Genomic DNA, 23477 nt, shown 5'->3' with positions numbered 1-23477 from the left:
TTGTCTAAAAACAAATAGAGACTGTCTTTTTGATTATAAGACAGTCTCTATTTTAGTGTGTATTATTTCAATTACAAGAATTATTCGGCAACTTCAGCGCCCCAGTTTTCTTTGGACAGACGCTTGTAGCTGTTGTAACGCCATTTTGCATTTTCCTCGGCTGCTTTGAACAATTCTTCAGCTTCTTGCGGATACTGTTTCATTACGGATGCGTAACGAACTTCACCCTTCAGGAAGTCTTGGAAACCTGACCAATCCGGTTCTTTGCTATCCAGCGTGAACGGGTTCTTACCTTCAGCTTCCAAAGCCGGGTTGTAACGCCACAAGTGCCAATAACCGCACTTAACGGCTTTTTCCTCTTCTGCCTGGCTCTTGCCCATACCTGCTTTCAAACCGTGGTTGATACACGGAGCGTAAGCGATGATGAGTGACGGACCGGGATATGCTTCTGCTTCGCGGATAGCCTTCAGAGTCTGAGCTTGGTCGGCACCCATAGCGATTTGAGCAACATATACATAACCGTAAGTAGTAGCCATCAGACCGAGGTCTTTCTTGCGTACACGCTTACCGGCAGCGGCAAATTTGGCGATAGCACCTACCGGAGTAGCCTTGGAAGACTGACCGCCTGTGTTGGAGTAAACCTCCGTATCCAGTACGAGGATATTTACGTCCTTGCCACTTGCGATTACATGGTCGAGACCACCGTAACCGATATCGTAAGAAGCACCGTCACCACCGATAATCCACTGGCTGCGTTTTACCAAGTACTGAGCCAAGTTGGCGATAGTCTTGCAGCTGTCGCACTTGTCTTTGGCAGCTTCTACCATCGGAATGATCTTTTCAGCCAATTCCTTAGTCTTGTCTGCATCGTACATGTTTTCAATCCAAGCCTGGAATACTTCTTTGTATTCAGCCGGAGTACCTTCGGCTGCAATGGCTTCTTCCATAGCTTTCACGATACGTGCACGCATCTTTTCGTTGGCAAGTTCCATACCCAGACCGAATTCGCAGAAGTCTTCGAACAGTGAGTTGGCCCAAGCCGGACCGTGGCCCTTTTCGTTCTTTGTATAAGGAGTGGAAGGAACTGAACCTGAGTAGATAGAAGAACATCCTGTTGCGTTGGCTACCATTTCGCGGTCACCGAACAACTGGGAAATCAGTTTCACGTACGGAGTTTCACCGCAACCGGAGCAAGCGCCCGAGAATTCGAACAACGGAGTAGCGAACTGGGAGTTCTTAACGTTAGCCTTGATATCGATCAGGTGTTGTTTGCTCTTCACGTTTTCTACGCAGTAAGTCCAGTTGGCTGCTTCCGGCAACTGACCTTCCAGATGTTTCATGGTCAGAGCCTTGCCGCCCTTCTTCGGATTGCCCGGACAGATGTCGGCACAGTTGCCGCAACCCAGACAGTCGAGAACGTCTACCTGAATACGGAATGTCATGCCTTCGAATGCCTTGCCTACGGCCTTCAACTGAGTGAAGTTGGCACCCTGTTGCTCTTCGGCATCGAGTACGAACGGACGGATGGCAGCGTGAGGACAAACGTAAGCACACTTGTTACACTGGATACAGTTTTCAGCGTTCCATTCGGGAACGAATGCAGCCACACCACGTTTTTCGTATTTGGCAGTACCTTGTTCCCAAGTACCATCTTCGATACCCTTGAATGCTGATACTTTCAGCAAGTCGCCATCCTGTGCGTTGATAGGACGAACCACTTCGTTGATGAATGCAGGGTCGTTGTTTTCTGCCTTGGCGTCGTCAGCCAGGTTAGCCCATGCCGGATCGATAGCCAAAGTCTTGTATTCGCCACCACGGTCTACGGCAGCGTAGTTCTTGTTCACCACGTCTTCACCCTTCTTGCCGTAAGACTTGACGATGAATTTCTTCATCTGCTCAACAGCCTGTTCAACGGGGATTACACCTGTGATACGGAAGAATGCAGACTGAAGGATAGTGTTGGTACGGTTGCCCAAACCAATCTCCTGTGCAATCTGGGTTGCATTGATGTAGTAAACAGAGATATTGTTCTGTGCGAAATATTTCTTCACTCTGTTAGGCAGGTTCTTGGCAAGCTCTTCACCTTCCCAGATAGTGTTCAGCAAGAATGAACCGTTCTTACGCAGACCACGGGTCACGTCGTACATGTGCAGGTAAGCCTGAACGTGGCAAGCCACAAAGTTCGGAGTGTTTACCAAATATGTAGAACGGATAGGAGTATCGCCGAAACGCAAGTGAGAGCAAGTGAAACCACCCGATTTCTTGGAGTCGTAAGAGAAGTAAGCCTGGCAGTGCTTGTCGGTGTTGTCACCGATAATCTTAACCGAGTTCTTGTTGGCACCTACCGTACCGTCTGCACCCAGACCGTAGAACTTGGCTTCGAACATGCCTTCACCGCCCAATGCGATTTCTTCTTCCTGCGGAAGAGAAGTGAAGGTAACATCGTCCACGATACCGATAGTGAAGTGGTTCTTCGGCATCGGCATAGCCAGATTCTTGTAAACTGCGATGATTTGTGCGGGAGTGGTATCCTTAGAACCCAAACCGTAACGGCCGCCTACGATAACCGGAGCATTCTCTGCACCGTAGAAGCAGTCTTTTACGTCAAGGTACAACGGTTCGCCGTTAGCGCCCGGTTCTTTCGTACGGTCGAGTACGGCAATCTTCTTGGCAGTCTTGGGAACGGCAGCAAGGAAGTGTTTGGCAGAGAACGGACGATACAAGTGAACGGCAACCAAACCTACCTTTTCGCCATTGGCAACGAGGTGGTCGATGGCTTCGCGGGCAGCTTCCGTTACAGAACCCATAGCGATGATTACGCGTTCCGCATCTTCTGCACCGTAGTAATCGAACAAACCGTATTTGCGGCCTGTGATTTTGGAAATCTCGTTCATGTATTCCTCAACGATGGCAGGAACTGCATCATAGTAGTTGTTGCAAGATTCGCGATGTTGGAAGAAGTGGTCGGGATTTTCAGCCATACCACGTGCCACCGGGTTCATCGGGTTCAGTGCGCGTGCACGGAATTCAGCCAAAGCTTCCTGGTCAACCAGCGGAGCGAGGTCTTCGTTCTCCAGCATTTCAATCTTCTGGATTTCATGAGAAGTACGGAAACCGTCGAAGAAGTTAACGAACGGTACGCGGCTCTTGATAGTAGAGAGGTGGGCAACGCCTGCCAAGTCCATAACTTCCTGTACGGAACCTTCTGCCAACATGGCGAAACCTGTCTGGCGTGCAGACATTACGTCCTGGTGGTCACCGAAGATACACAGTGCATGGCTTGCCAAAGTACGTGCGGATACGTGGAACACGCAAGGCAGGAATTCACCGGCAATCTTGTACATGTTCGGTATCATCAGCAACAAACCTTGTGAAGCGGTGTACGTGGTAGTCAGCGCACCGGCTTGCAAAGAACCGTGAACGGCACCTGCGGCACCGCCTTCGGATTGCATTTCCTGTACCAATACTGTTTCGCCGAAGATGTTCTTGCGACCTGCGGCAGCCCATTCGTCTACGTATTCAGCCATCGTAGAAGAGGGTGTGATGGGGTAGATAGCAGCTACTTCCGAGAACATATACGAGATATGTGCAGCAGCCTGGTTACCATCACAAGTAATGAATTTCTTCTGTTTAGTCATAACTAAATTGAATTTATTAATAAAAAAATCTCTTTCTCTTTCTCTTTTTTAGATATGAAGAACATAAGTACATATTTTAAAGTCATCCTTTTTTAAACTTTTCTTTTGCTATGTCTTTTTGTTCTTCTGTCTGTAAATCTCCTGTCCGGGCTAATAAAGGAATCCGAACAGCCAGAGCGGTATCTGGTTTCCCCTGCCTATCTCTGCCTTGTGCAAGGCATACGTCACTCCCGGATTGTTCTTGATCCTCATGCCTTCCTGGCAAATCTTGAAAGGCATCACCTCGTCCACCATGAACGAAATGTTTTTGTCGCCCTTGTTCACTTTGTGGTCTTTCCACATGGTGTTTACGAAGAACGTCTCCAGTACATCCTGTTCTTCCACCTTTACGGGATAGATAGAGTACATCAGGTTGGAGTTGTGCATCATTATCTTCGACGGCTTTTTAGGAAATTCTTCTCCTTTGGGATATACCATGTTGATAAGACGTGCGTCCGCCAGATACTTGATGTAGTTCATCACCGTAGCCCTGGATGTCTGTATGTCGTTTGCCAATTGGCTGACGTTGGGTGCTTTCGGTCCTTCCACTGCCAGCAAATATAGCAACTTTTTTATCTTCGACAGATATTTCAGTTCTATTTGTTTGATGAGCAGGATATCCACTTCCACCATCATGTTCATCGTTTTCAACAGATTTTCCGAGAAGTTTCGTTTCTCAAGGAAGAATGGATAGAAGCCGTGGTGCATATAGTCCTGAAAGTAGTCCAGCGGGCGTACTTTGGAGAGGATGCCTTTGGCAATCTGCTCGTGGTTGCTTAGGATTTCTTCCAGTGAGTAGGCATGGAATTTCATGCCGGTCTGCAGGTTCAGGTACTCACGGAATGAGAAACCGCGCAGGTTGTAACTTTTCGCTATGTCGCGCAATTCCAGATTTTCCTCTTTCAGACGCATTACGGACGAACCGGTGAAGACAATCTTCAGATTGGGAAAGTTGTCGTAACATAAGCGCAGTTCCTTGCTCCAATCGGGATGTTTGAATACCTGGTCTATCAACAATACTTTTCCGCCCCGGCGCTGAAATTCGTAAGCAAAGTCCACGATGCTGTGGCCGGAGAAGTAGAAATTGTTCATGTTGATAAAGAGACAGGAGCGGTCGGTACCGAATTTCTCTTTGGCATATTGCAGCAGGAATGTGGTCTTGCCTACACCTCGGGTACCTTTGATACCGATAAGACGGTCGTTCCAATCAATCTCATCCATGAGGTCGCGGCGAACGGGGGCATTTGTATGCTCTACCAGATAAGCGTGTGTTCGGTAAAATGCTTCCATGCTTTAAATTCGGTTTATCAGGCGACAAATATACACCTTTTTTATAGAATTGCAAAGTAGAGATAGCAAAATATCTTTTATTAAAGGACATCTTCCGGAAGAGCGCTCTGAGTAATGCAGGACGATAAACAGGCTATGTGTTTCGTATATTTGTGTGCTGTTCTTTTTCTCTGTAAGTTTGCAGCTTCGAATCATTAATGGACCGTAATCAATGAAACTGTATCTTTTCAATCCGGACACTGATTTGGCGCTTGCCAACAACGAGGCGAATTACATGGCGCCTGCTTCCGCCCGCTGCATGGCACAGGATTTGGCATTGCTGCCGGTATGGTATGCGACGGCAGGCAGTGCGGTACTGGCACCTTCCGCCTATAATGCGGACTTTTTGAAGCGGATGTGCGGACTCTTCCCGTTGCAGGTGCGCTTGGCCACCGAACCCGAACTGCCCGATTATGCCCAAGCCGAGGTCGTGCCGTGGGGGTGGAATCCCTCTATCCGAAGATATCTTCTGAAGGGCGGGATTAGTGAAGGCAGCCTGCCTGCCCCTCGGTTGATTGCGGAATACAGGGTACTCTCTTCGCGCCTGCAAGCCGTGGCGGTGGCGCGGCGTATGGCAGACCGCCATCCGGAAGATACCTGTGGCGGACATTGCATCATGGAGAGTCTTACGGATTGCGAACGGACGGTAAATGAGATGCCGGCATGCTTGCTCAAAACGCCTTGGTCCGGTAGCGGAAAGGGGCTGAACTGGTGCTTGCACGGGTTTACGAAGCCTGTATCCAATTGGTGTGAACGTGTTTTAAGAGAACAGGGTTGCCTGACGGCGGAGCCTATATATAATAAGGTGGAAGATTTTGCCCTTGAATTTTATTCCGACGGGCAGGGCGAGGTGCTCTTTGCCGGCTATTCCATGTTTTCCACCAATGAGCATGGCGCTTACACGGGCAACCTGCTCGTATCGGACGGACAGATAGAGGAGCGCCTCGGAAATTATCTGCCTCTTGAGAAACTGGTTGGAATACGTGAGTCTCTCCATGCGGAACTGGTATCAATCTACGGGAATACCTATACCGGCTATCTGGGGGTGGATATGATGATTTGCCGTCGGGAAGAGGGGGATGGATACCTTGTGCATCCTTGTGTGGAGATAAACATGCGTATGAATATGGGTGTTGTTGCCCGTCTGTTTTACGATAGGTTTGTGGCTTCCGGCAGCAGAGGATATTTCAACGTCGAATACTTTCCCGATAATGAAGCATTGCGTGCGCGGCACGAACAGGACGTGCGCGATAATCCGTTGATAGTGGACAACGGCAAGCTTGTTTCCGGTTATCTGCCATTGGTGCCGGTTACGGGCAAAAGCCGCTACAGGGCGTATGTCCGGATATGATTTTTCAGTAAAACACGATACGTGGCAAGGCTGCCGGACCCCCGTTAGGGCATCCTTGTCTCCCTTGCCTTTTTTTATTGGCAGACGGCACTTTCATTGCCGCAACGGTCTACGGCGGTCACCGCAAAGTATTTCCGGGTGGTCCAGGGACGGATGGGGGCATACAGGTATTCCGTTCCCTGTATGCGTTGTGCCAGGATATTCTCCGGGTTTGTGGTGTCTACGGGATAGGTGTTGGAACCATAGACTATGTAGGTCGGTGCGTTCTGCTTGTCGTTGTCGGTGGCGGGTTGCCAGGTGATTTTCCAGTATCCTTCCGCCTGCTTCTCGATGTTGAGCTGTGTGGGGGCGGTTGGCGGCACGTTGTCTATCCACGGCATGGCGGGTTGCAGGGCGGGGGCGGTGTAATAGTTTTCTCCAAGTATGTCGTACAGTTCCTGCGTGTTGTCCATAAGATATTTCACGCGGTAGTGTCCTTCGCCTGCCAGGCGGTGCGCGCGGATAAAGTTCAGCTGCCGTTCTATTTCGTCTACCGTCCAGTTTCCTTCGGCGGGGTCCAGGAAGTAGATGCCCAGTCCGGGAATAATCTGCCTGCCGTTGCTCTGTTCCTGCCAGTCGAGGGCGAACGGGTAGAAACCGTTGCCCCGGAAATACATCATGGGGTAGACCTGGTCCTGTATGCCTTCGCCCAACCAGCCTTGTACATCCTGGTAGACGGTGTGGAAAGCATTCCAGCCACGGGACGGGTAGCGTGAAGTATCCCGGTATTTGCCTACGGGGCAGGTGCTGACCTTTACCCAAGGCTTCAGCGCCTTGACACCTTTATAAAGGTAACGGACAATCTCCGTGATATTGTCCCGCCGCCACTGTGCGAGGTCACGTCCGTTGCCGTACTTCTTATACATATAGCTGTCGGAGAAGCGCAGGGCATGTTCGGGATAGCGCAGGTAGTCGAAGTGCACGCCGTCTACATCGTAGCGTTCCACAACTTCACGGACAAGGCTCATCAGGTACTCTTTGGTCTGGGGGTGTCCGGGATTGAGGAAATATTCGCGTTTGTAGGGCACGCAGATAGCCGGTTTGCGTTTGGTGACCGACTCCTTGCCGAGGGCGGCAACGTGCTTGCGGTTGCCTAAAGGGATGGTAACCATCCAGGCGTGGCACTCCATGCCGCGTTTGTGGCATTCGGCAACGGCAAAGGCAAGCGGGTCGTAGCCGGGGTTGCCGCCGGTTTTTCCTGTCAGGATGGAGTTATAGGGTTCGATGGCGGATTTGTAGAGTACATCGCCTCGGGTACGGGTCTGGAACAGTACCGTGTTGAAGTTGGCGGCTTTCAGTTTGTCCAGTATCTCTATAAGTTCCGCCTGCTGCTTGCGGATGCTCTCGGGAGTGGTGGCGCGCGTACGGGGCCAATCCAGTCCGTAGACGGCGGTAATCCATGCGGCACGCACCTCGTGCTTGGGCAGATGGCGGGCGGCAAGAGGAAGCAGGCAGAAGATATATAATAGTATAAGGCTTGATTTCTTCATAACAATATGTTGTTTCCGGATAAATGATTGTTGGCGGCACGTTGCGTTGTATTGTCTCAGGCGCGTGTCAAATTCCCACTTACTTCTTTATTTCTGTTATATTCCACGGCGAAGATAGGTAAATCACTTGATAAATTTGCGTAGTTTGGTCGGAAACTGCTACATTTGCGTGGCTAAAATACATTAACACTGAACATCTACATTAAACATTAGCACATTATGGTTACATTTACGCTTTGCCTGCTGGCGTTGATAGCAGGCTATTTCATCTACGGACGCTTTATGGAACATGTCTTCGGACCGGACGCCCGCAAGACGCCCGCCATTACCAAAGCCGACGGGGTGGATTATATCCCGTTGCCCGCATGGAAAATCTTTATGATACAGTTTCTGAACATTGCAGGCTTGGGACCCATCTTCGGTGCAATAATGGGTGCCAAGTTCGGTTCGGCATCCTACCTGTGGATTGTGCTGGGCAGTATCTTCGCGGGAGCGGTGCACGACTACTTTGCCGGGATGCTTTCGTTGAGGCATGGCGGTGAGAGCCTGCCGGAGATAATAGGACGTTATTTGGGCGCCACCGCCAAGCAGGTGATGCGTGGGTTTACCGTTGTCCTGATGATATTGGTGGGAGCCGTTTTTGTGGCGGGGCCTGCCGGGTTGCTTGCCAGCCTGACACCGGAGACGCTGGACACTACTTTCTGGATTGCGGTGGTGTTTGTCTACTATGTGTTTGCCACGTTACTGCCGGTAGATAAGATTATCGGCAAGGTATATCCGCTGTTCGCCATTGCGCTGCTGTTTATGGCGGTGGGCATTTTGGTGATGCTTTATGTCAACCATCCGGCACTGCCGGAGGTGTGGGACGGATTGCAGAACACCCATCCCAATGCTTCCGCGCTTCCCGTCTTTCCTATCATGTTTGTCAGCATAGCATGCGGGGCAATCAGCGGTTTCCACGCCACGCAAAGCCCCTTGATGGCACGCTGCATGACGAGCGAACGCCACGGACGTCCCATATTCTACGGAGCCATGATTACAGAAGGCATCGTAGCCCTTATCTGGGCTGCCGCCGCCACCTGTTTCTTCCATGAGAACGGCATGGAGGAGACGAATGCCGCCGTCATTGTGGATGCCATCACGAAGAACTGGCTGGGGACGATAGGCGGCGTGCTGGCGATACTGGGTGTGATTGCAGCCCCCATTACCAGCGGCGACACTGCGTTCCGCTCGGCACGGCTCATCGTTGCGGATTTCCTGGGGATGGAGCAAAAAACGATGCGCCGCCGTCTGTACATCTGTGTGCCGATGTTCTTGGCTGCTATCGGACTGCTGCTGTACAGCCTGCGCGACAAAGACGGGTTCGACATGATATGGCGTTACTTCGCATGGGCTAACCAGACCTTGTCCGTCTTTACCTTGTGGGCAGTCACCGTCTATCTGGTACGTGCCGGTAAGCAATATCTCCTGACCCTGGTGCCTGCCCTGTTCATGACCTGCGTCTGCACCACCTATATCTGCATAGCGCCCGAGGGCTTCGGGCTTTCGCATCCGTTGGCATACGGCATAGGAGCGGCGGGTGTCGTGCTTGCTTGGGTGTGGTTCGTCCTATGGAAAAACAAACAGATTAAAACACTTTAACCGATGAGGAAATTCAAGAAATCTACCGGGCTGACCGTAGCCCTGCTTATTTATGTTTCCGTCACTGCGGCATATTTCCTGCCGCGCAACACGGAAATCAGCAATACGGAGAAGTATGTCACCGTAGTCGCTTCGTACGTTATCGTGTTTGTGTTGTGGCTGGTGCTTCGCAAGAAAGAGCAGCTGCAGCGCAAGCGTCGTGAAGAAGATACTATGGAACGGAAATGATTATTTACTTAATAATGAAAACAAGATGAGAAGATTTGTATTACTCGTGTGCCTGCTTGTAGGCACTGTGGCTGCCCACGCGCAGTTTGAAAAAGGAAAATGGTTCGTAAACCCTTCCATTACCGGACTCAACCTTTCTTATAATACCGGTACGGACAAAGGGCACTTCGGACTTGAAGCCAAAGGCGGTGCGTTCTTGGCGGATAATGTGGCGCTGCTGATAGGTGCCGGTGCAAAGTGGCAAGGCGGCGGAATGGATGTCTATACGTTGGGCGTGGGCGGACGTTATTACATCGACCGGGTCGGTGTGTTTTTGGGAGCTGACGTCAACCTGCACCGTTATGCCTGGGATGGCGGCGACAGAACCCGTCTCGGTTTCGGCATGGAGGGCGGTTATGCGTTCTTCCTGTCGCGTACGGTCACTATCGAGCCTGCCGTTTATTGGGATATCAATAAAGACCGTTCGGAATTCGGGCTGAAAGTAGGATTTGGTTTCTACTTCTAAGTGAAACCGGATACTTCCGGATAACGGAAACAAGTGTGTGCCAAGCAGGTTGTATTTTGTCTTTTTGTCATTCTGCCTGTATCTCCTGACAATTTGTATTTTCCGTCCCTGCAGAATCGCCTGTTTCCGTCCTGATGCACTGCCGGTCGGAAAAAACGAAACGGGAAACGTCCATCTTCCCTATAATCAGTGTGATAGCGAAATCCTTACAAACCAACCGGCGCGGAAAAGTATCGGAAATGCCCTGTACAGGCGTTCCGTTTGCCCGATATCGGTGTTTGTGGCGATGGACATTAATGTCTGTCGCGAGCGGCATTAATGTCCATCACGAGCGGTATTAATGTCCCTCGCCACAGACATTAATGTCTCTCGGCTGAAACGCCAGTATCCAGCGGAAGAAAAAAACTTTTTCCGCATAAACAACGCATTTTTATCGGGAAAAGAAGCATATCTATCCGTGCTTTATGCAAAGTGCTTCCGCTTTGGGAGAAAGGCGGAAGCGCGGGAGTAAGCAAAAAGACGGTTTAACCGTCTTTTTGTCATAAACAGGAGCTGATACGGAACAAGACTCAAACGGCTCCTCAGCATTCCAACTTCTCTTTCAGGAACTGTCCGGTGTAGCTTGCCGCGCATGCCGCAACCTCTTCCGGCGTGCCGGTGGCAACGACGTATCCCCCCTTGTCTCCGCCTTCGGGACCGAGGTCGATTACGTGGTCGGCACACTTCACCACGTCCATGTTGTGTTCGATGATGACGATGGAATGTCCGCGCCGTATCAGCGCATCGAAGGCTTCCAGCAGTTTGCGGATGTCGTGGAAGTGCAGTCCGGTAGTAGGCTCGTCGAAGATGAAGAGCGTAGGGTCGGCTTTCTCCATACTGAGGTAATAGGCAAGTTTCACGCGCTGGTTCTCGCCGCCGGAGAGGGTGGAGGAGGACTGTCCGAGTTTGATGTAGCCCAGACCCACGTCCTGTAACGGTTGCAGGCGCTTCACAATCTTCTTCTGTCCGTGCAGGGTAAAGAACTCCACAGCCTGGTTGACGGTCATTTCCAACACGTCGTATATATTGGTGTCGTGGAACTTCACTTCCAACGTATCCGCCTTGAAGCGTTTGCCGTGGCAAGACTCGCACTCCAGCACAAGGTCTGCCATGAACTGCATTTCTACAGTGATGGTGCCTTCGCCCTTGCATTCTTCGCAGCGTCCGCCTTCGCTGTTGAAGCTGAAGTGTCCGGCGGTGTAGCCCATCTGCTTGGCAAGGGGTTGTTCCGCCCATAGCTTGCGGATTTCATCGTACGCCTTGATATAGGTCACGGGGTTTGAGCGCGAGGATTTGCCGATGGGGTTCTGGTCTACGAACTCTACATTGCGCAGGTTACGCAGGTCGCCGCCTATGGAGGCAAACTCTCCCGGACGGTCGTTGCACTCGTCCAGTTCGCGTTTGAGGGCACGGAAAAAGATGTCGCGCACCAGTGTGCTCTTGCCCGACCCCGATACGCCGGTGATTACCGTCATCACATTGAGCGGAAAGCGTACGTCCACGCCTTTCAGGTTGTTCTCGCGGGCTCCTGTGATTTCGATGTATTGGTTCCACGGGCGGCGGCTTTCGGGCACGGGGATGGTCTCCTCGTTCCGAAGGTAACGCACCGTATATGATTGGGTAGTTGACGAGGAGGCAACTTCTTCGTTCCCTTCTCCTCTTGTCTTCTTGTAAATTTGTCCCCTTGTCAACTCGTCCCCAAAAATATCCTTCATGTCTCCCTGATACACCACTTCTCCCCCCAGGCGTCCGGCGTCGGGGCCGATGTCGATGATGTAATCCGCGGCACGGATTATTTCCTCGTCATGTTCCACGACCACTACCGTGTTGCCCAGTTGTTGCAGTTGGCGCAACACGCGTATCAGCTTGTCCGTATCGCGGCTGTGAAGCCCGATGCTCGGTTCGTCCAGGATGTAAAGGCTGCCCACAAGGCTGCTCCCTAACGAGGTTGCCAGGTTGATGCGCTGGCTCTCGCCGCCGGACAGCGAGTTGCTGAGGCGGTTCAGCGTAAGGTATCCCAAGCCTACGTCTATCAGGAAGCGTATGCGGTTGTTGATTTCTATGAGGATGCGGCGGGCTATGTCGGCATCGTGCTTGTCCAGTTGCAGGTTGTCGAAAAACAGTTTCAGTTCGGTAATAGGCAGGTCCACCAGTTCGGAAATGCTGCGTCCGCCCACCCGTACGTAGCCGGCTTCGGGCTTGAGCCGTGTGCCGTGGCACTTGGGGCAAAGCGTCTTGCCGCGATAGCGTGCCAGCATCACGCGGTATTGTATCTTGTACTGGTTCTCCTGCAGCATCTTGAAGAAAGCGTTGATGCCCTCGAAGTAGCGGGTACCTTCCCACAACATGCGGCGTTGCTCGTCTGTCAGTTGGTAATAAGGGGTGAAAATGGGGAAACCGGCTTTCTCCGCACCGCGTATCACCATGTCCTTCCATTCACCCATCTTCTCTCCGCGCCAGCACACCACGGCTCCGTCGTATACGGAGAGGGAACGGTTGGGCACGACCAAGTGTTCGTCGATGCCTACTACACGCCCGAACCCCTCGCATTCGGGACATGCCCCGATAGGGGAGTTGAACGAGAACATCTGGTCGCCGGGCTCTTCGAACGTGATGCCGTCCGCTTCGAACTTGGTGCTAAAGCGGTACAGGCTGGTGGTGCCGTCCGGTTGATAGAAGCGCAGCAGGCAAGCGCCGTCTCCCTCGTACATGGCAGTCTCGGCAGAATCGGTCAGGCGGCTCACGGCATCTTTGTCGCCGGAGACCGTCATACGGTCTACCAACAGGAATACGGTGTCGCCCTCTTTGGGACGGTATTCGTCGATGCGCACCATCTCCCCGTTTACTTCCAGGCGGTTGAACCCTTGCTTCATATCTATTTCCAGCTGCTGTTGCAAGGTACGTCCTTCACGGAGCAATATGGGGGTAAGCACGGTGTAGCGTGTCCCCTCGGGTTGCTGCAACATGCAGTTCACGATGTCTTCGGCGGAGTGCTTCTTCACTTCCTGCCCGCTGACCGGGCTGAACGTCCGCCCTACACGGGCGTAAAGCAGGCGCAGGTATTCGTAAATCTCGGTAGAGGTGCCTACGGTGGAGCGCGGGTTGCGGCTGCTCACTTTCTGCTCGATGGCGATGGCGGGGGGGATGCCTTTGATGAAATCGCATTCGGGTTTGCTCATACGTCCCAAAAACTGGCGGGCATAGCTGCTGAGGCTTTCTACGTAACGGCGCTGCCCTTCGGCGTAGAGCGTGTCGAAGGCAAGCGATGATTTGCCGGAACCGGACAGGCCGGTGATGACGACCAGTTTGTTGCGGGGTATCTCCACATCGATGTTCTTCAGGTTATTGACGCGGGCTCCCTTTATGACGATGGATGTATTTTTTGCCATAGACTGTTGAAAATGAATTGGGGTACAAAGATAATCATTATCTTTGCCATGCAATATTTAAAAAGAACAAAATGAAATTTAGAAACCTCCTCTTGCTGTTGTTGCTGTGCGTGCAAGCCCGGGCGCAGCAAACTACGAATGCTTATCCTAAACGTGAATTTCGCGCCGCATGGATACAGACGGTGAACGGGCAGTTTAGCGGCATGTCTGCCGGCAAACTGAAACAGACTCTGACAAGCCAGTTGAACTCCTTGCAGGGTGCGGGCATCAATGCCATTATCTTCCAGGTGCGCCCCGAAGCCGATGCGCTGTATGCCTCGCAATACGAACCGTGGAGCCGCTTCCTGACCGGAGTACAGGGCAAGGCACCGGAGCCTTACTGGGACCCTATGCAGTTTATGATTGAAGAGTGCCACAAGCGGGGTATGGAGTTTCATGCCTGGATTAATCCCTATCGGGTGAAGACTTCACTGAAAAACGAACTTTCTCCTATCCATATCTATAATTTGCATCCGGAATGGTTTGTGACGTATGGCAACCAGCTCTACTTCGACCCGGCATTGCCCGAAAGCCGTGACCACATCTGCAAGGTGGTGACCGATATCGTCTCGCGCTATGACGTGGATGCCATTCACATGGACGATTATTTCTATCCTTATCCGGTCAAGGGACAGGAGTTTCCGGACGATGCGAGCTTTGCGCGCTATGGCGGTAGCTTCAGCAACAAGGCGGACTGGCGCCGTAACAATGTGGACATCCTGATACGGAAGATACACGAGACGGTGCGCGGGCTGAAGCCCTGGGTGAAGTTCGGGGTGAGCCCTTTCGGCATCTATCGCAACCAGGGCAGCGACCCGTTGGGCAGTAAGACAAACGGCTTGCAGAACTATGATGATTTGTATGCCGATGTGCTTCTGTGGGCGCGTAAGGGATGGATTGACTACAACATACCGCAGATATATTGGCAGATAGGGCATCCGGCAGCCGATTATGAGACGTTGGTGGAATGGTGGGCGAAGCATACGGAGAACCGTCCACTGTTCATCGGGCAGTCTGTGATGAACACGGTGCAGAATGCCGACCCGAAGAACCCTGCCATGAACCAGATGCCTCGCAAAATGGCTTTGCAGCGGGCGTATCAGACAATCGGCGGCAGCTGCCAGTGGCCGGCAAGCGCCGTAGTGGAGAATGCCGGCAAGTATCGCGACGCGCTGGTTGCCGAGTATCATAAATATCCTGCCTTGCCGCCTGTGTTCGACTTTATGGACAATGAGGCTCCGGGCAAAGTGCGCAAGGTGAAACCTGTGTGGACTGCCGACGGCTATATCCTCTTCTGGACGGCACCGAAGTTCGAGGATGAGATGAACCGTGCGGTGCAGTACGTTGTCTATCGTTTCGGTTCGAAGGAGAAGGTGGATATTGATGACCCTTCGCACATTGTGGCGGTCACGCGCGATACTTTCTATAAGTTGCCTTATGAGGACGGAAAGACGAAATACCGCTATGTGGTTACGGCGCTCGACCGTTTGCACAATGAGTCCAAGTCGGTGGGCAAGAAGGTGAAACTTTAGACCTTGCCGGCAGGGCTTCTGCTCTATTAACTCCGGCTAATAGAGCAGAAGCCCCGCTATTCCGCACGCTATAATCATCAGTATGGGATTTGCCTTGTACTTCTTCGTTCCGATAAACGCTACAAGGAAGATGATGACGCTGATTATGAAAGCGCGTACGTCATCTTGGGGAGAACCGAAATTCTCCGTGTTCATCAGCACCAGCGCCGCCGATGCCAGCAATCCGACCACTGCCGGGCGGAGTCCGCTGAACACCGCCTCTACCGACGGATGTTTCTGATATTTCAGGAAGAATTTGCTGATGGTGAGCATCAGGATGAACGAAGGCAGCACTACGGCAAACGTGGCTATGAAGGAGCCCAGCACTCCCATGCTTGTGCCGTATTGTTCGGCTATCGTGGAATAGCCTACGTAGGTTGCCGAATTGATGCCGATAGGTCCGGGGGTCATCTGGCTGATAGCTACGATATCCGTAAACTCCTGCGGCGTCAGCCAGCCGTAGCGGGTGACCACTTCGCCCTGTATCATGGAAAGCATGGCGTATCCGCCGCCGAAACCGAAAAGCCCGATTTTAAAGAATGTGTAGAACAGTTCGAGGAAAAGCATGGTAATCTATGTTTTTTTATTGATTGGTTCTTCTTGATTGGTTCTTCTTGATTCGTGAAAACAGGTATCCGCCTGTGCCGGCTGCTATGATAATCCAGATAGGGGAGAAGCCCAACAGCCAGATGAGCAGTGCCGAAACAATAGGTATCCATATCGTACGGCGGGTGATTTTGGCGGATTTTGCCATACTGAAAGTGGGAGCGGCTATCAGCGCGACCACTGCCGGACGGATGCCCTTGAAGATACGTTCTACGTAAACGTTGTCTTTGAAGTTATGGAAAAACAGCGCTATGGCAAGGATAATGAGGAAAGAGGGCAGTATCGTTCCTAAAGCGGTGACGATGCTTCCCCGTATTCCCCGCAGGCGGTAGCCTATGAATATGGATATGTTGACCGCAAGAATACCCGGTGTGGACTGGGATATGGCAAGCAGGTCTATAAAATCCTCTTTGGCTATCCACCGGCGTTTTGTCACTATTTCGTCCTCAATCAATGGAACCATGGCATATCCGCCGCCAATGGTGAATGCGCCTATCTTAAAAAAGATGGAAAAAGCTTCGATGTATATATTCGTCATATCTTATGTAATGTTATAATTCGGTTTATTGTCCGGCTTCGCCGTTATTCCTCTCTTCTTTTGCGTACTGGCTCGGGCTTACATTGAAATGCTTCTTAAAAACCTCGCGGAAATACTTGGCATCGTTGAACCCGGTCATTTCGGCAATTTCAGTGATGGTGTACTTTTGTTCCTTCAGCAGTTGCACGGCACGTTTCAGGCGGATTAGCCGTACATAATCTCCCGGTGCCTGGTCGGTCAGTGCCTTTAGTTTGTTGTAGAAACTTGTACGGCTCATATTGAGCTGCGTACAAAGCATATCAATCGTGAAGTTCGGGTTGTTCATGTTGTCCTCTACATTCTTCCGGATGCCGGCGATGAACTTCCAGTCCAAATCCGTAGAGCAGTTGATGCACTCCGTGTTGTGCGTGTCGTCATTCAGTTCCAGGTTTCCGTATTTGCGGCGCAGCAAAGCACGGTTGGCAAGCAGGTTGGCGATGGTGGCACGCAGAATTCCGATATTGAAGGGCTTCACGACGTATTCATCCGCCCCGGTCTGCAATCCGTCAATGATGTTCTCGTCCGTATTGAGGGCTGTAAGCAGGATTACGGGGATGTGGGAAGTGGCGATGTCATTCTTTATAATCCGGCACAACTCGTCGCCCCGCATTTCGGGCATCATGATATCCGATATAATCAAGTCGGGGAAATACTCTTTCACGATGTGGAGTGCCGCTTTGCCGTTGGCGCATACCTGTACGCTGTAACTTTCCGCCAGTGTGCGTTGCAGGTATTCCCTCAGTTCGTCATTGTCCTCTACCACCAGTATCTTCCGGCAGTTACCGGCATCTTGGCTTTTCTGCAGGGCATGTTCATAATCTTCTGCAGGTGGCGTACCGATGGCAAGAGTGTCGGTGGTGTCTTGCTCCGGAGCAACGACCGGTTCCGGTCCGTTACCGTTTTCCCGCTCTTCTGCCTTTGCGGAGGCAGAGTGGCGCATGGCTTTGCGATAACGTTGCTCGTCTTTGGGGAAAGACACTTTGATGCAGGAACCTTTTCCCTCGGTGCTGGTAAAATTGAGCTTTCCTTTATGTATATGTACAAGTTTCCATACCAGCAGCAACCCGATTCCACTACCGGTAATTTTGGAGTTGATGGCATTGCTGCCACGGAAGTGCATCTTGAACAGCTTTTTCTGTTCATCCGGCGGAATTCCGATGCCCGTATCGCTGATTTCCACGTCCCAGCTGTCTTCCGTTTCGTAGGCATGTACGTGTATGCTTCCGCCATCGGGAGTATATTTCAGTGCATTGGATAGGATATTCTTCAGGATGGAGTCCATTTTATCCTTGTCCAACCAGACGTTCAGGTAGTGGAAATTGCTGTCGTAAGTCAGATTGATGTGCTTTGTGGCGGCGTAGGGGCGGAAAGTGTTGATAATGTCTGCCAGATAAGCCCCTAATTCGTATTCGGATACGTGGAAGTTGTTCGAATAGCTGTCTGCCCGTTCGAAGTTTATGAGGTTGGTGGTGAGACGCAGCAAGGCGTTGACATTGCGGAGTGCCGTGTTGAGGTTTTCCGTCCCGTTCTCGGTAAGCAGCTCGCGGGTGGAAAGTTCTTCCAACGGAGCTTTGATAAGTGTCAGCGGAGTGCGGATGTCGTGTGCCGTGTTGATAAAGAAACGGATTTTGTCATCGGATATTTTCCGTTGCCTGCGCAGCACGATGATACGCAGTGCAATGCTTACGAGGGCTATAAGAATAAGGGCATACAGCAGCAAAGCCCATATACTGAGCCAGATGGGCTGTTCGATGATGATATCCATGCTGCGCTCTTCCAGGATAATTCGCTGGTCTTCGTTGGATATGGCACGTACGCGCAAGGTGTAATGACCGGGACCCAGATTGGTGAAGCGGATGATGTTCTCTTCTCCCGGACGGCTCCAACCGTCGTAAAATCCTTCCAGTTTCCATGAATACAAGACGAGGGAAGGATAGTCATAATTGATGGAGGAAACCCGAAGAGAGAATATGTTCTGCTTGTATTTCAGTGTCAGGCTTTTTGTCTCGTCGATGTCCAGAACCAAAGGCGAGCCTTCGTCTTTGGGATATACCGTTTGGTAGAAGATGCGTAAATCGCTGAAGACCATGCGTGAGTTATACTTACGGGGCAGGACCATGTTTTTGGGAAATTCGATGGTGCCGTCCATGCTTCCGAAAATGACATTCCCGTTCTTGCGTATGGTTCCCGAGTTGGCATTGAAATGGTCGGAGTGCAATCCTTGCTCTTTGGTCCAGTTATGGAATATCTTTTCTTTGGGATAGAAACCGCTCAGTCCATGCTCCGTACTTAGGATAATCTCCTCTTTCCCGTCTGATAAGATGGTGTAAATGTTGTTGGAGATAAGCGTGGAGTTATCTTTATGGTAGTGTTCGAACGCTTTTCGGACAGGGTCGTAAATCAACAGGCCGGAGTTACTTGTTCCGATATACAACAGCCCGTCAGTTGCTTGATACAGGCAATGTATATAGGAAGACTCTACCGGCATTGCAATGTATTGGTATTTGCCGGTTGCTTTCTCCAACAGGTACAGTCCGTTGGTGGTACCTATCCACATAAATTCCTTGTTTTTCTCTTTGATGTTTGTTATCCCTTCCAGCCCGGGTATGGATTCTGTTTTTTTATCTTCGAGGTTTATCTTTTTAAGGTTGTAGTATCCTCCCGACCAGATATAGCCCTCGCTGTCCTTGGTGATGGAACGGATATACTTGTCGGGGCGGATTGCCGTACCGCTGAATTGGGCGGGGGCGAAGATGCTGACAGAATGTTTTTTCTTGTCTATTTGGTAAATGCCCGAACTGTAGCCTCCTGCCCAAATGATGCCGGGGCTTACTTCGCACAAGGATATGAACGTGTGGTTACGGCTCTTGTGTTCCTTGTCGAAAACACTCATAAACGAATGCCATTGCCGTGTGCAGTGTTCGTACAGGCTGATTCCGTTGTTGGTGGCATACCACAAATCGCCCTCTTCATCTTCGATGATGGCGTTTACCTGGTCGTTGACAAGGGATTGTTCGTTGCCGATGGAATGCTTGACCCATTGGTAATCGCTGTACCGGTTGTTGCGTACGGTAATGCCGATAGGATAATTTGCCATCCAGATGCGTTCCTCATCGTCAACGTATATGTCGTAGATGGTATTGCCGTTCATGGCATTGCACCGGTTAAAGTCCGCCACGATGTACGGTTCGGATTGGTGGGTATATACATCCATTTTATAGACGCCTGCGCCGTCTGTCGCTATCAATATCTCATTCTCGCCGAAGGCACAGATGCGGTTGATACTGACGTCTGTCAGTCCCGACTTGATATGAAATGCTTTATGGAGGTTGAGGTCATACACATAAATCCCTCTTTGAAAAGTTCCGATAAAGATTTTGCGGCTGCTTTTATGGAAGAAAAGTTCGTTGATTTGCAATTTTAGCGTATCCAGCTTCTCGCAAGGGCTTAGTGAGAGTATGTTGTTTTTCAGTTCGGCATAATGCACGCCTACATCCGTTCCTATGAAATAGTGGTTCTCGCCTATTTGTTCAATGTCCGTGATGCTCTCGTCGATTGCATTTTTGATGATAACGGTTTCTTTCGTTTCGCTGTTGTATAGGTAGATGTTTCTTTGGTTACAAAGCCATATTATATTATTGTCGTCAATAAACCCGTAGCTGACAGGGGTATGCAATCCTTCCGTTTCGCTTTTAGGCAGTTTGTATATCAGTTGGAAACGGTCGTGCTTGCTTTCGTAGCAGAAGATGCGCCCTTGTTTGCCGATTTCCCACAACCTGCCTTGCGAGTCCGAATACAGCCAGCTGAGGTTCTTCATGGAGTTGATTTCCTCTTCGCCATCCATGAGTTTGTATTGCTTGAAGTCCTTTCCGTTGTAACGGTTGATGCCGTCGTTCGTGAGGAACCACATGTATCCCTTGGCTCCCTTTTGGATGGCATACACACGCCTGTTGCTCAAACCATCTTCTACGCCGATATATTTATATGTCTGGGCAGTAGCGAAAAAGGATGATACTAAAAAAATCAAGAAAAAGAAAAGCTTTTTCATATCAGCCGATTTTGAAATATAAGTTTGATAAACGCCTTAGGGAACTTAATATTAACACAAAAGTAGTCAATTTGTTTGAGATATGCAAAAAGGCGGAGGGAGGTCAGAGACGCGGGAGGATATAAGAAATGTGCCGAAATCCTTGCATTGGCAAGCACTCCGGCACACTGTCCTGATTATTGCATGATAGCTTTACTCATGCTTGTGGCACTATTTACTTTGTCTTTTCTTCCACCCACTTGCGTGCGTTGACAAATGCTTCTATCCACGGGGTAACCTGGTCGCTGTGTACACGGTCCAGAGGATAGTAGCCGTTCTGCCACGGGAAGATGGAACGTTCCAAGTGAGGCATGATAGCCAAATGGCGTCCGTTGGTGCTGGCTATTGCCGCAACGGAGTAGTCGGAACCGTTCGGATTACCCGGATATTCGTTGTAGGTATATTTTGCCACTACGTTGTACTTATCTTCATCGTAAGGCAATGAGAACTTGCCTTCTCCGTGTGCCACCCAGATGCCGAGCTTGCTGCCACTCAAAGAGCCGAACATTACGCTGCGGTTGGTGGGGATAGTGACGCCGACAAAGGTAGACTCGAACTTATGCGAGTTGTTATGCAGCATCTTGCCTTTCTGCTCATGTTCGGGCGTGATAAGGCCCAGCTCCATCATCAGCTGGCAACCGTTGCATACACCGAGCGACAGCGTGTCTTCGCGTGCATAGAACTTGTCGAGCGCCTCTTTGGCTTTCGGGTTGAAGAGGAAAGCGCCTGCCCAACCTTTGGCTGAACCCAATACGTCGGAGTTGGAGAATCCGCCGCAGTAAACTACCATGTTCACGTCTTCCAGTGTCTCACGGCCGCTGATAAGGTCGGTCATTGTCACGTCTTTCACGTCAAAGCCGGCAAGGTAGAGCGAGTATGCCATTTCGCGTTCGCCGTTGGTTCCCTTTTCACGGATAATGGCGGCGCGGATGCCGGTCGGAGTACGGCGGTTGGGGTCGATGCCGTATTGCGACAATTTGCCTTTGAATTCCGGCAGGAATGCCAAATCCAGCGGCTGCATCTTGTAGTTCTCGAAACGCTGCTTGGCACATCCGTTCATCGACTGCTTGCGGTCGAGCAGGTAGGATGAGGAGTACCATACATCACGCATGTGGTCTATGCCGAATTGGTAAGTGGCACCGTCCTTGTTTACGAGGATGTGGCGTTCGTCTGTCGGCTTACCTATGTTGATGTAACCCACACCGGCGTCTTCCAGCATCTTCTTCACCTCTTCCTTGTGCTTGTCGCTGATTTGGATAACGATACCCGGGTTTTCTGCAAACAATATCTTGACGAGGTCCTGTTCTTTTATCTTGTCGAGGTTGATTTCCATACCGCCCTCTACATTGGCGAAGCACATTTCGAGCAACGTAGTGATAAGGCCACCGGCTGAAATGTCGTGTCCGGCAAGAATAAGTCCCTTGTTGATTAATCCCTGTACGGCAAGGAAAGCGTCGCGGAAGTATTCGGCATCTTGCACGCAAGGCACTTCGTCACCCACTTTGCCCAAAGACTGTGCAAATGCCGAACCGCCCAGTTTCAACTTGTCGAAACTGAAGTCGATGTGGTAAAGGGTGGTCTTGCTGTCGTTGACAAGCACGGGAGATACCACTTTCTTCACATCGGAAACTTCACCGCCGGCAGATACGATGACCGTGCCCGGAGCGATGACCTTGTTCCCGTTGGGGTATTTCTGCGTCATGGACAGAGAGTCCTTGCCGGTAGGAACGTTGATTTGCAGGGCGCAGCAGAAATCGCTCAATGCTTTGACGGCGGTATAGAGACGTGCGTCCTCGCCTTCTTGCGAGCGGCACGGCCACATCCAGTTGGCTGACAGAGATACGCTGTCCAGACCTTCGGCAAGCGGTGCCCATATCAGGTTGGTCAGTGCCTCGCTGACGGAGAGAATGGAACCTGCTGCAGGGTCGGCAAGTGCTGCCTGCGGCGCGTGTCCCAAAGAAGTTGCGATACCTTTTTCGCCACGATAGTCCAGAGCTACCACGCCGCAGTCGCTCAACGGCAACTGGAGTTCGCCCTGACACTGCTGGCGGGCAATCTTACCCGTTACGCTACGGTCTACCTTGTTCGTCAACCAGTCTTTGCACGCCACGGCTTCCAGTTGGAGCACATTGGTAAGGTATTCGTGCAACTGCGACAGTTCGTATTTCGGCATTTCGTAGTGGCGTTCCACGGTTTTGTCCACCATGTAAGTCTTGGGTGAAGAACCGAACATCTGTTCTACGGCAAGATCGAACGGACGTACGCCGTCGGCTTGCCGGAAAGCGAATCGGTGGTCGCCGGTAGTTTCACCTACTACGTACATCGGTGCGCGCTCGCGTTCGGCCACCTTGCGTACATGTTCGATAGCTTCTTCCTGAATGAGCAGACCCATACGCTCCTGGCTTTCGTTGGCTATGATTTCTTTGGCGGAGAGAGTCTTGTCGCCGATAGGCAGTTTGCTCATGTCGATAAGCCCGCCGCACTCTTCCACCAGTTCGGACAGACAGTTGACGTGTCCGGCAGAACCGTGGTCGTGGATGGAAACTACCGGATTGGTGTCTTCCTCGCACAGTGCGCGTACTACGTTGTAGGCGCGTTTCTGCATTTCCGCATTGGCGCGTTGCACGGCGTTCAATTCGATACCGCTACTGTAACGTCCCGTATCTACGGACGATACGGAGCCGCCGCCCAAACCGATGCGGTAGTTGTCGCCACCGATAACGACCACCTTGTTGCCGGCTTCGGGAGCACCTTTCAGGCAGTCGCGTTGCGTACCGTATCCCACACCGCCGGCAAGCATGATGACTTTGTCGTAACCGTAGAAAGTTTCTTCGGTTGACGGGTTGGCGAGGCTTTCCTTGTCTCTTTCTTGATGCTCGAAGGTCAGTACGGAACCGCAAATCAGCGGC

At 51.2% G+C, this 23477-nt stretch carries 14 protein-coding genes; 5 read left to right on the top strand and 9 right to left on the bottom strand.

What is annotated here, in order from left to right; translation table 11 throughout:
* Positions 1 to 80: 80 nt before the first annotated feature.
* Together nifJ and QZ327_RS00270 are read right to left on the bottom strand one after the other, a co-directional pair.
* The gene (nifJ, locus tag QZ327_RS00275; protein WP_294616131.1) at positions 81 to 3638 is read right to left on the bottom strand and encodes a pyruvate:ferredoxin (flavodoxin) oxidoreductase; all 3558 of its coding nucleotides are present in this window, start codon (positions 3636 to 3638) and stop codon (positions 81 to 83) included.
* Positions 3639 to 3788: 150 nt separating this feature from the next.
* Positions 3789 to 4967 (bottom strand): AAA family ATPase, encoded by a 1179-nt coding sequence (locus tag QZ327_RS00270; RefSeq protein ID WP_294616130.1) that lies wholly within the window; start codon positions 4965 to 4967, stop codon positions 3789 to 3791.
* 211 nt (positions 4968 to 5178) lie between these two features.
* Between QZ327_RS00270 and QZ327_RS00265 the strand changes: the two genes are divergently transcribed.
* On the top strand, positions 5179 to 6357 hold the full coding sequence (locus tag QZ327_RS00265; RefSeq protein ID WP_294616129.1) for a hypothetical protein: 1179 nt from the start codon (positions 5179 to 5181) through the stop codon (positions 6355 to 6357).
* Positions 6358 to 6431: 74 nt separating this feature from the next.
* On the opposite strand, the gene QZ327_RS00260 is transcribed toward QZ327_RS00265, so the two are convergent.
* Positions 6432 to 7886, bottom strand: coding sequence for a family 10 glycosylhydrolase (locus tag QZ327_RS00260; RefSeq protein ID WP_294616128.1), 1455 nt, complete (start codon positions 7884 to 7886; stop codon positions 6432 to 6434).
* Positions 7887 to 8105: 219 nt separating this feature from the next.
* On the opposite strand from QZ327_RS00260, the gene QZ327_RS00255 reads away from it, so the two are divergent.
* From QZ327_RS00255 to QZ327_RS00245, 3 genes are read left to right on the top strand one after another with little or no spacing between them, the layout of a single operon-like run.
* Positions 8106 to 9527, top strand: coding sequence for a carbon starvation CstA family protein (locus QZ327_RS00255; protein ID WP_294616127.1), 1422 nt, complete (start codon positions 8106 to 8108; stop codon positions 9525 to 9527).
* 3 nt (positions 9528 to 9530) lie between these two features.
* The gene (locus QZ327_RS00250) at positions 9531 to 9755 is read left to right on the top strand and encodes a hypothetical protein (RefSeq protein ID WP_294616126.1); all 225 of its coding nucleotides are present in this window, start codon (positions 9531 to 9533) and stop codon (positions 9753 to 9755) included.
* Positions 9756 to 9780: 25 nt separating this feature from the next.
* Positions 9781 to 10260 (top strand): hypothetical protein, encoded by a 480-nt coding sequence (locus QZ327_RS00245; protein WP_294616125.1) that lies wholly within the window; start codon positions 9781 to 9783, stop codon positions 10258 to 10260.
* Between the two features lie 67 nt (positions 10261 to 10327).
* Here the strand turns inward: QZ327_RS00245 and QZ327_RS00240 are convergent, their stop codons facing one another.
* Both QZ327_RS00240 and uvrA read right to left on the bottom strand, forming a co-directional pair.
* The gene (locus QZ327_RS00240) at positions 10328 to 10576 is read right to left on the bottom strand and encodes a hypothetical protein (RefSeq protein WP_294616124.1); all 249 of its coding nucleotides are present in this window, start codon (positions 10574 to 10576) and stop codon (positions 10328 to 10330) included.
* A gap of 265 nt (positions 10577 to 10841) precedes the next feature.
* The gene (uvrA, locus tag QZ327_RS00235) at positions 10842 to 13688 is read right to left on the bottom strand and encodes an excinuclease ABC subunit UvrA (protein WP_294616123.1); all 2847 of its coding nucleotides are present in this window, start codon (positions 13686 to 13688) and stop codon (positions 10842 to 10844) included.
* 71 nt (positions 13689 to 13759) lie between these two features.
* On the opposite strand from uvrA, the gene QZ327_RS00230 reads away from it, so the two are divergent.
* The gene (locus QZ327_RS00230) at positions 13760 to 15259 is read left to right on the top strand and encodes a family 10 glycosylhydrolase (RefSeq protein WP_294616122.1); all 1500 of its coding nucleotides are present in this window, start codon (positions 13760 to 13762) and stop codon (positions 15257 to 15259) included.
* Between the two features lie 36 nt (positions 15260 to 15295).
* On the opposite strand, the gene QZ327_RS00225 is transcribed toward QZ327_RS00230, so the two are convergent.
* From QZ327_RS00225 to purL, 4 genes are all read right to left on the bottom strand, one after another.
* Complete coding sequence (locus tag QZ327_RS00225; protein ID WP_294616121.1) at positions 15296 to 15865, bottom strand: chromate transporter; 570 nt, start codon at positions 15863 to 15865, stop codon at positions 15296 to 15298.
* Positions 15866 to 15881: 16 nt separating this feature from the next.
* Positions 15882 to 16442, bottom strand: a complete 561-nt coding sequence (locus tag QZ327_RS00220; protein WP_294616120.1) for a chromate transporter — start codon at positions 16440 to 16442, stop codon at positions 15882 to 15884.
* 25 nt (positions 16443 to 16467) lie between these two features.
* Positions 16468 to 20529, bottom strand: a complete 4062-nt coding sequence (locus QZ327_RS00215; protein ID WP_294616119.1) for a response regulator — start codon at positions 20527 to 20529, stop codon at positions 16468 to 16470.
* A gap of 214 nt (positions 20530 to 20743) precedes the next feature.
* A partial coding sequence (gene purL, locus QZ327_RS00210; protein ID WP_294616314.1) for a phosphoribosylformylglycinamidine synthase occupies positions 20744 to 23477 on the bottom strand: 2734 nt, incomplete at its 5' end.

It is taken from the genome of uncultured Bacteroides sp., assembly GCF_910578895.1.
Lineage (GTDB): Bacteria > Bacteroidota > Bacteroidia > Bacteroidales > Bacteroidaceae > Bacteroides.
Note: the sequence above shows the minus strand (reverse complement) of the source record. Positions and strands in the feature narration are given on the sequence as shown.